7 protein-coding genes are annotated in these 9,452 nt (G+C 40.2%); all 7 read right to left on the bottom strand.

Annotated elements, in window-relative coordinates:
• Positions 1–230: 230 nt before the first annotated feature.
• On the bottom strand, positions 231–1,508 hold the full coding sequence (locus F8S12_RS17855) for a glycosyltransferase (protein WP_196517476.1): 1,278 nt from the start codon (positions 1,506–1,508) through the stop codon (positions 231–233).
• 76 nt (positions 1,509–1,584) lie between these two features.
• The gene (locus F8S12_RS17850) at positions 1,585–2,844 is read right to left on the bottom strand and encodes a glycosyltransferase (RefSeq protein ID WP_196517475.1); all 1,260 of its coding nucleotides are present in this window, start codon (positions 2,842–2,844) and stop codon (positions 1,585–1,587) included.
• A gap of 341 nt (positions 2,845–3,185) precedes the next feature.
• Entirely contained in the window at positions 3,186–3,644 is a 459-nt protein-coding gene (locus tag F8S12_RS17845) for a DUF2141 domain-containing protein (RefSeq protein WP_196517474.1), read from the bottom strand.
• Between the two features lie 109 nt (positions 3,645–3,753).
• Complete coding sequence (locus tag F8S12_RS17840) at positions 3,754–4,737, bottom strand: glycosyltransferase family 2 protein (protein WP_196517473.1); 984 nt, start codon at positions 4,735–4,737, stop codon at positions 3,754–3,756.
• A gap of 29 nt (positions 4,738–4,766) precedes the next feature.
• Positions 4,767–5,771: an NAD-dependent epimerase/dehydratase family protein gene (locus tag F8S12_RS17835; protein ID WP_196517472.1), complete on the bottom strand. Its 1,005-nt coding sequence runs from the start codon at positions 5,769–5,771 to the stop codon at positions 4,767–4,769.
• A 93-nt stretch (positions 5,772–5,864) separates the two neighbouring features.
• Entirely contained in the window at positions 5,865–7,043 is a 1,179-nt protein-coding gene (devC, locus tag F8S12_RS17830; RefSeq protein WP_196517471.1) for an ABC transporter permease DevC, read from the bottom strand.
• Positions 7,044–7,103: 60 nt separating this feature from the next.
• Positions 7,104–8,312, bottom strand: coding sequence for an ABC exporter membrane fusion protein (locus F8S12_RS17825; RefSeq protein ID WP_196517470.1), 1,209 nt, complete (start codon positions 8,310–8,312; stop codon positions 7,104–7,106).
• Positions 8,313–9,452: the final 1,140 nt, after the last annotated feature.

Below are 9,452 nucleotides of genomic sequence, written 5' to 3'. Positions count from 1 at the left end.
GATCCCCCCAACCCCCCTTAAAAAGGGGGGCTAAGAGCATCTCTATTTCCCCCCTTTTAAGGGGGACTAAGCTGTGTTGGGATGTCAAGATGCAAATTCTCCGATGCATCAACAGTTGTCGTAAGTTGAAAAACTTCCATTGCGATCGCAGCTATTGAACTCTGGTTTAATTTTAATGCGAACAGTCACTAATCGCACAAGCAAAAGAACAAAGCCAGAATAAGCGATCGCTATGGTCTTATACTACCTGTAGCTACATCCGCTTTATGTGATGTTTCAACGATTTGGTAGAGTTTGTCTTCAAATTTCTGCATACACGCTGACCAATCAAAGTCGAGTATGGAAGGGCGAGCGTACCGAGTCATGTCTGCTTTCAAGTCGGGATTTTCCAGAATTGCAATCACCTTTTGCGCGAAGTCTGTAGGATTGTTAGGTTGGGCAAGAAAGCCGTTGCGACCAGGATATACCTGTTCTGAGGTTGAAGGTGCAACAACAGCAACCACAGGAGTTCCAGAGGCTAACGCTTCGTTATTTGTAGTGCAGAAGTTTTCGGTAATGGAGGGGTTGACAAAGACATCTGCTCTAGCAAACCAACCTAAAAGTTCTGTACCGTGAGACTCGCCCCAGATGGTAACACCAGATGCAAATTTTTGGGCACGCTGACGGATCTCTGCATCCAGAGGCCCACTACCAACAATCACCAAATGGACATCAGGAATTTTGGCAGCAATCAACGGAAATATATCAAGTAGTTGGTTAACATTCTTTTCAGGGGTGATGCGTCCAACAAACAAAAGAGTCGGTCGGTTGTCATTAGGAATCGGGTCGTAACAGATGTTTCGCGGGTGAAATTTTTCGCAATCAATGCCTTGATAAGGGACATATTCGGCGCGTTGGCATTTCAATTCTTTGTATTTAGTGAGTTGTTCTTTAGAAGAGAAGTAATTAAAGTCATAAGACTCACTAAACTGCTTGACTAAAGCGGGAACGATGGGACGAACCAAGTTAAAAAACCAATCTCCAAAATAATATTTGATATACGCAACGATATCAGTATGAAAGAGTGATATTGTTGGGGTTCCGGTTCGTCTTGCGTATTTAGTGGCGATGGGGCGACCATAACCTTGCAAGAAAAATGAGTATAAACCTCTCATTTGCGCCGCTTCTTCAACTATGATAATGTCAGGCTGAAACTTCTCCAGTAACTTGGTATCGCTCCAATGTCGATAGTGCAATGGTTGAGGAAGAGATTTGTAAAATAGCAGTGGTTGTGTGGGGAATGCGTAAGCAGAGAAGTTAGGGAAAGACTGAATTTCATTGAGTCCTGGCATGGGGCGATCGCCTACATTTTTGGGATAGCGATCGTTAATCTGCGGATGGATTAGAAAAACCTCATGTCCCTGCTCCAGCAGCCAACGAACTCGCTGGTGTACTGCAACAGAAACACCAGTTAAGAAAGGAGCGTACAATCCTGTAAATAGTGCAATGCGAAGTGGCTGCTTAGTCATATAAAAAGGGAATATTTTACGAAAATACTGATTGTGAATTTAGGATTTACGCAGAAAATATTTCATTAGCAATTATTCAAAGAGAAACTTTGCTATCAATCGGCTGATCCAACCATTGATAAGGGCGATATTCGATTAGCCGGACATTCCAAGGCCCTTGAACCCGATAGGCGACACCGCGCCAAGTAACTGTTGAAATCCACAATGACGATAGCATCGCTAACCCATAAACCCACTGTGTCAAGGGAATCCCAATCAACATTTTGATGATTGTCGTAGCTGATAATTTTGCGATCGCTTGATCGTTAGAGCGAACCACTCGCTGTATCTCTAATTCCAACACGAGCATTATTAAAAGTAATCCAACAGTGTAGACACCATAGCAGCCAAGTAGGAGAGATGCAGCTTCCCATTTTGCCCCTAACAATGACTCTATAATTAACATTACAACTATAGTAGGAAACAAAATGCTAGAAACAGCTTCACTAACTAAAGCTAACCAACGTGGGTGATAAAGGCGAGAATAAAGTAAGAGACGTTTGAGATAGTCTATTAAGTTGAATAAGTCAATCTCTTCACGATTTACTGTCAGCAGCGAAGGCACAAACTTTACTTGCAATCCATGTTTTTTTAAGACATCGTGCATCATAAAATCTTCGCCTAAAGCTTGTCCCCATTTATCTAGTAGTTCTGTTTGACGAAGTACTTCGGTTTTCACAGCCAAAGTTCCACCCCAAGGAATCTGGAAGATAAACATTTGCACTACTGTGGATACATTACCGATGTAGCGCACTAAAGATCCCCAATAGTTACCTGTAGGCACATACCAACGATTACCTGTTGTTGCTCCCACTTTCGCATCGCTTAGAGGACTAACTAATTCTCGCAGCCAATTCACATGGACTATAGTATCGGCATCTGCTAAAGCAACCACTTTGTAGGAATCATCCAACTCACGGACGGCTTGCACTAAGGAACTGCATTTGAGACTACAATTGTTGCGTACTATTCTCAAAGGGCTGATTTGAACGTTAGTCGCTTCTTGCTCTGTGATGGTTTCGCTAGCAATTCTCCAAGCGGGATCTTCGTGACTATCAACGATCAACTTTAAATCATACTGTGGATAGTTCTGATTTAGGAGCGATCGCAAACATCTCGGCAAAAATGGATCAGCGCCGCGTAAGCAAAGAATCACCGCTGTTTTAGGTAACTGCTCATCTGGCAATAAGTTTTTCTTAGATGAGCGCAGGTACCATATAAAGACAAGTGTGAAACATACCTGAATAACCAACCAACCCATCAAAGACTTAGACAGAAATATCGCCAAATCTTCCATTAAATTTTTAATCTCCGGTAGAATCTCGGCTTGCTTATATGTAGGTGTGATCTAAACCGTAATTCTGAAGAATTGGGCATTGGGCATTGGGCATTGAATATTAGTTATTCTTTCTCCCTCATCTCCCAATATGGTTCGGTTAACGTGTTCATTCCTCGGAGATCCCCCCAACCCCCCTTAAAAAGGCTTGCTCAGAATGGCTCTATTTCCCCCTTTTTAAGGGGAGCCAGCGCGGTCTTGGGGGTTTCCCCCATAAGCGACTGGCGTGGATTAAGGGGGATCTTCAAGAACTATGCACCTTAACCGAACCGTATTGCCTCATCTCCCACTGCCCGATCCCTTTACGAATCAAGCGAATATTTCATGATGATGTTGACTGTGGTATTTTTGTTTATAACAAAACTGGCATCACGAAATTTTGGTGCACCTGTTTGTATAGACACAGTTGGATTTTTGGAAATCCCAAAACCTTCTTGAGGAATACCGAAAAAGTCTTTGTTGAGTTTGCGATCGCCATTCTGATCATCCACTACAGCGATCGCATAAGTCCCAGGTTTTAAACCAGAAAATTCTTTTTTTACAGAACTGCCTGTAATCTTAGCGCAGCCACTTTTACCTTCACTAGTATTACTCATCGGGAATCCTTTTTCACCTGCGTAAACTCTGAAGCAAATCTCACCTTTTTGGTGCTGTATTCCATTTACCACAACGCTTAGTGTTGCAGTTGGCTGGGCATTCACTGTTTTAGCAAAGCTGATGCTTACTAAAGTAGCAAGTAAAACATGAGATAGTTTCAGCATAATTTTGTAGTGAAGAATAGGTGATTTGCGATCGCTGTAGAATTTAGCGGTGCGTTCGTCGCAGATGTTGGCGCAGCCATCGCTAGCTTTTACTTCTGAACTGATTCCTTCAAAGTGCGACTTGCTGTTCTTTAATTGATGCTGTTTGCCAACTTTTCCAAAGTACTTGTATCACTCTTAGCAAATCTTTCAGCAAAAGATATTCTGTCCCTTTTAACTGCTGATGTAAACTTCTATGACAACACAGCCGCTCATATAAACTCAGGGGACTACGCCATATAGAGAGTAGATATTCCCAAAGTATTCTCCAATGTGGCAATAAAATTTGTCCTTTCTTTGCTGAATCAAACCACACTGTATACTCATAAAAATCAGGCAGCATACTCAACAATGGTTTTTGATTTTTGTCAGCAAACAACAAGTAATTGGGAAAGAACATACTCAGTGATTGTTGCGGATGACTTCTGGCAAAAAACAGGTATTCAGGGATTTCATAAAACCTACCAAGAATACCCAGTCTCAACAAGAGAATTCCATCTGCATTACCATAACCACCCATCGGCGGTACCATTCTCAAGGCACTAGCGCGAATTACCCCGTAACATTGATAACAGAAATGTTTAGTCAGCAATTCGTGGAAACGTTCGTGTGGTTTTAGTGCATCTGCCTTGAGTTTGATATCGTAATTTTGGAGAAAATTCCCCTGTTCGTCAATGAAATATACCTGAGAGTGACACAAGATTATGGTAGGATCTTTGTCAAGCACCTCTACACACCTTTTGATAAAATCTGGAGCGTGTAGATCATCATGGGCAGCCCATTTAAAGTACTCACCTGAAGACAATTCAAAGACACGATTGAAGTTACGAGCGCAACCGATATTTATATCATTGCGGTAGTAATGAATACGTTGGTCTTGCTCGGCATAAGCTCTACAAATTTCTTCAGTTTTATCTGTAGAGGCATTATCGCAAATAATTAACTCAAAATCTTCAAAGGTCTGAGCCAAGAGTGAATCTATGGCTTCTTTGATAAATTTTTCACCATTGTATACAGGTAATCCGATGCTCAATCGTGGCTGATTGCTACTCATAGAAAACAAGTATTTCAAAAATCTGTGGACTATTTCATCAAACTTTGGATATCTGTTTTTTGCAGCCATTCATGTGTTCGCTGCATTCCCGATTCTAAGTCAATTTTTGGTTTATAATTTAAAAGGCTTTGTGCTTTGACAATAGAACAAGCATAGGGACGAGTCATAAAATCTATAGATTCTGGTAAAATATCAACTTTTTTGCGAAAGAGTTTTTGTCCTTGAACACGTAGCTTTAGAAACAACTTGATTTCATCTTTCGGTAATGAAAGGGGTGCTTGTAAACCTTCCATTGCTGCTAAACGCATAAAATACTCTTTCCACGAAGTTTCTTGTCCGTCGGTGATATTAAATATTTCACCGGAGGTTTCTTTTTCTATTGCGAGAAAGATGCCATCAATCAGGTTATCTATATATACATGATTGATTACTCCTTTACCATCGTTGGCACAGGCAAATAATTTTTGACGCATCATCAGAATTGGCCTGACTATCCAGGGAATACTTCCTGGTCCGTAAACATCTCCGGCTCGAATAATAATAATGCCAAAATCTGGAGGATTATTCAGTTCTAAAAGTGCTGTTTCGGCTTCTATTTTCGTTTGACAGTAGGGATTATTTTCGCCAGAGAGTGGCCCTGATTCTGTCACGCCATCAGGATAGTTGAAACCGTAAACCATTACACTGGATAGATGCACAAATGTTTTAACGCCAGCTCGTTTAGCAGCTTTAGCTATGTTGACAGTACCGCCAACATTGACATCACGAAAATGGTTAATTGAACCAGCTTCTTCGGCAATTTGATGTGTATGTAAAACGATGTCTACTCCCTGACAAGCTTTTTGGGCAATAGCAGAATCGGTGATACTACCAATAATTATCTCAACACCTAAATTCTGTAATTGTTTGTTCTTTTCTGTAGAACTTTGTAGTCCACGAACCTTCATTCCTTGCGCTATGGCTAACTCGGCTGTACGCAAGCCGACAAGTTCATCAATACCAGTAATTAGAAGGGTTTTGTTGTTGAGGTTCATAGAGTTATACCAATTTTGGATTGTAGATTAAGATACCGAATATTTTTATCACGCAGAGGCGCAGAGGCGCAGAGAGAGAAAAGAGAGGTAAGCTTAGAAAATATCACCTGGGTCTGCGGAGCGGAGTTTGTTGATAGCAAGTGCTCCTGATGTTATACACATTAAAACTGTTGAAGTTAAGACAATCAGTGCATTATTAGTAGTCATAACTATTGGTAATTTAGTTGCTTCTTGTGCAAAACTATATAACAACACGGAAGTAAGAAATCCGGGGATATAACCTAAGATTGCCAAAATTAAAGCTTGTTGAAATACTACATTCAATAAATATCTGTTGGCATAACCTATAGCTTTTAAAGTGGCGTAAGCAACGAACTGTGTAGCGATATTGCTATAAAGAATTTGATAAACAATAACCACACCAACAACCGCAGCCATTGTCAACATCAAGTTAAGTATAAAACCAATGGGTGTTCTGACTGCCCAATATTTTTTTTCAAAGTCAATGAAGCCTTGGCGGGTAAAAATTTGGACATCATTAGGCAAACTTGCTTGCAAATTTTTTAGTACTGTTTCTGCATTAGTACCAGGTTTGAGGGAAATCAAACCGACATCTATCATATCTGCCGGACGACTATTGGGATTTATTCTGAGGAAAGTTGAGTCACTAACAAGTAAGTTGCCATCTACCCCAAAGGAAGGCCCCAAGCTGAATAAACCACCAATTCTGACTCTATAACCAATTAATGAATTGAAGGGAAATATTTCAATTGTCTGGGCAGTCTCTCCCTCATTAAACTTTTCAGCTATTGGGCCAAACTCTGGACGAGAAATCCGGTCAAAAAGCATGACATCGGGAATTTTTAATTTATTTAAATTGTTCTCAACTTCTGGGATGTTCATTACAGGTTTACCTGGATCGAAACCAATAACATATATTGAATATTTCTCACCAGTTGCCGGATTTTTCAGTTTGGCAAATTGCAAATACATGGGGCTAACTGACTCTACGCCATCAAACCCCAAAGATTGGTACAAACGAGTCCGCGAAAAGCTTTGATTTGAGGTCAAAGATTTATATTGTGAACTAACTAAAAATAAGTCCCCCTTGAGATTCTGATGCACTGCGGTTGCACTGGAATAGAGAGCATCTTGAAAACCAAGTTGCACAAACATTAGCAGCACAATAAAACCAATCCCAGCTACAGCTATTAGTAAACGAAATTTTTGCTGGGCTAGCTGTAGCCATGCTAAAGGAATTTTGAAAATCATGAATTTATTTGTTATTTGTTATTTGTCATTTGTAAATGACCAATGCCCAAATCTCAATGACTATATTTGAATAGCAACATCCACTTGTAGGTTAGTTAAACGAGCTACTCGCTGGCTATCTGTGGGATTATCAATGGAGATTTTTACCTCAATTATTCTGCGATCTGTATCTGATCCAGGGTTAAGACTGAAGATACTTTGCTTGTCAACTTGCCAACCAATCTCTTTCACAGTTCCCTGCAATTTTCCAGTAAATGCAGTGCTAGTAATGGTAGCTTTTTGTCCTACACGCACTTTTTGAACGTCGGTTTGATACACCTCTGCAATCACATACATTTGAGATGTCTTACCTATTTCAGCAAATCCTCTGCTGGTGCTAACTACTTCTCCGGTTTTGGCGTGAATTTTTAAAATTTTGCCATTTATGGGAGATTTGATGTAACTTAAATCCAAGTCGGCTTTTGCTTGTTGAACAGAAGTTGTTGCACTGTTGACTTCGGTTTGGGCCACCTGAACATCTACACTACGCACTTCACTAATGCCTGTGAGTGTAGCTTGTGCCTGCTTGCGTTGTTCTTGGTATGTGTCTTGAGTTCGCTTGAGAGTGGCTTGAGCTTCTGTTAGCTGCTGTTGTGTAGTCTTTAGTTGCAGAGCTTTGGTATCTGCTATGGAAGCCGCGATCGCACCTTGTTTGTATAATTGCTGATAGCGATCGTTTTCGGACTGAGCGTTGTCTACTTCAGCCTGGATGCGGCCGATTGTCGCCTGTTGTGTGGCAACGTCTCCATTATATTGTGGCTCTAAACGAGCGATCGCTGCCTTTTGAGCATCGACATCTCCGGTTTTAGCTCCAGATTTCACCTGCGCTAATTTAGCTTTGGCAACTTGCAGTTTGTCTAAAGCCTGTTGCAATGCGGTTCTAGAACGACCATAATTTTCTAGATACGCTAATAATTGCCCTGCTTTAACCGTATCTCCTTCTTTCACCAACAATCTTTCTACTCGCACCCCATTATTGGAATTGGGAGCAGTTAAAGAAGTAACTTCGCCTTCTGGCTGCAAACGTCCCAAAGCAGTCACGGCAACTTTAGCAGGAGTGGCAGCTTGTGGAGGATTTGCTGGCGCTGTCACAACTTTAGGTTTAGACCAAAAGGGCGCCAAACTATAGAAAGTGATTAATCCTGCCGCTAAAGTGAGAGAAGTTGCTAAAATTACTTGCGATCGGCCAATGGGTTTTCTGAAGAATCGGCTTTCTTTATTTGCTGCCATATTTTCATTCCAATTCTGCTTTTTTAGAGGATAATCTGGCTATATTTAGTCGAGTAGAATAGACTCATCCGCAAATTACCAAGAGGGCTTTTCCTCTAAGGTTTCTACCTTAATAAAGTGGATGCTTCTAAATTGGTTTTATATGAATTGTTGTACGCTTTTGCCGCCCAAACTCACTACCCTGGCGCGAAAATTAATGGTGTGTTACTTCAAAGCTTCCTAAGTTATATCCTAATTTGACATCTAATCCAGTAGCGTAAAATACAATAATGCTAGCCAGAAAACTTAACTCTCAAGAACAACGAAGCGCTGATGAAAATGAAATAAAAAAGTTGGATAAACTTGTTATTAACTATGACGAAAAACTTGGGATTTGTCAACTAGCTGACTATACATAGTCCAATAGAGTTCAGTTAAGGGCTATTGGTACAAAACTTTGGGTTTTTTAGACGCGATAAATCGCCGTCTCTACAAATGTTTTGGTCTTATCTGAACTGTATTGATACATAGTCTGGATTCTATCACCTTGACGTGATTTTGTGATGAGTTAACGGTTAGATTTTAAACACAAAGTAATGTAGAGGAAAGGCAGAGTTTGGGTTTGTACAAACCTGTTCTCATTTTTTCCTACCTCGGTGTTCTCTCTGACTTTTCACGTTATGTGGATAAGTCCACGAAAACCTAACCCCCTAACCCCCTTCCCGACACGGGAAGGGGGAAAATTCAAAGTCTCTCTCCTAAAAGGAGAGAGATTTAGAGAGAGGTTTTTCAGATACCGTGAAAAGTCAGGGTGTTCTCTAAGGTTCGTTGGAATTAACTCATATTATGTTTATTAAGTAACATACTAAAAATTAACATTTGCTTTATAAATAACTGCTTTGCTTCTTAAATTGACCTATATTGAAAAATGAGCGACAACTTGGGATCAATTATCATGTTTCCCTGAAAAAAAATACTTATGGTTATTCAATTTATCTATATATTCATTGAATTGTTAGTTACTAGATAACAAATTTGTATTGTTAACTTAATCAAGAGAATATTTATGTCTAACTTGTAGACAACAAAATATAGCAATCCGATTTGATTTTTGAACTTATCTGGGTAGGCAGGCAAGAGGCAACGGGAAAGAATGCTCTT

The organism is Nostoc sp. WHI (assembly GCF_015714725.1).
Taxonomy (GTDB): domain Bacteria; phylum Cyanobacteriota; class Cyanobacteriia; order Cyanobacteriales; family Nostocaceae; genus Nostoc.
Note: the sequence above shows the minus strand (reverse complement) of the source record. Positions and strands in the feature narration are given on the sequence as shown.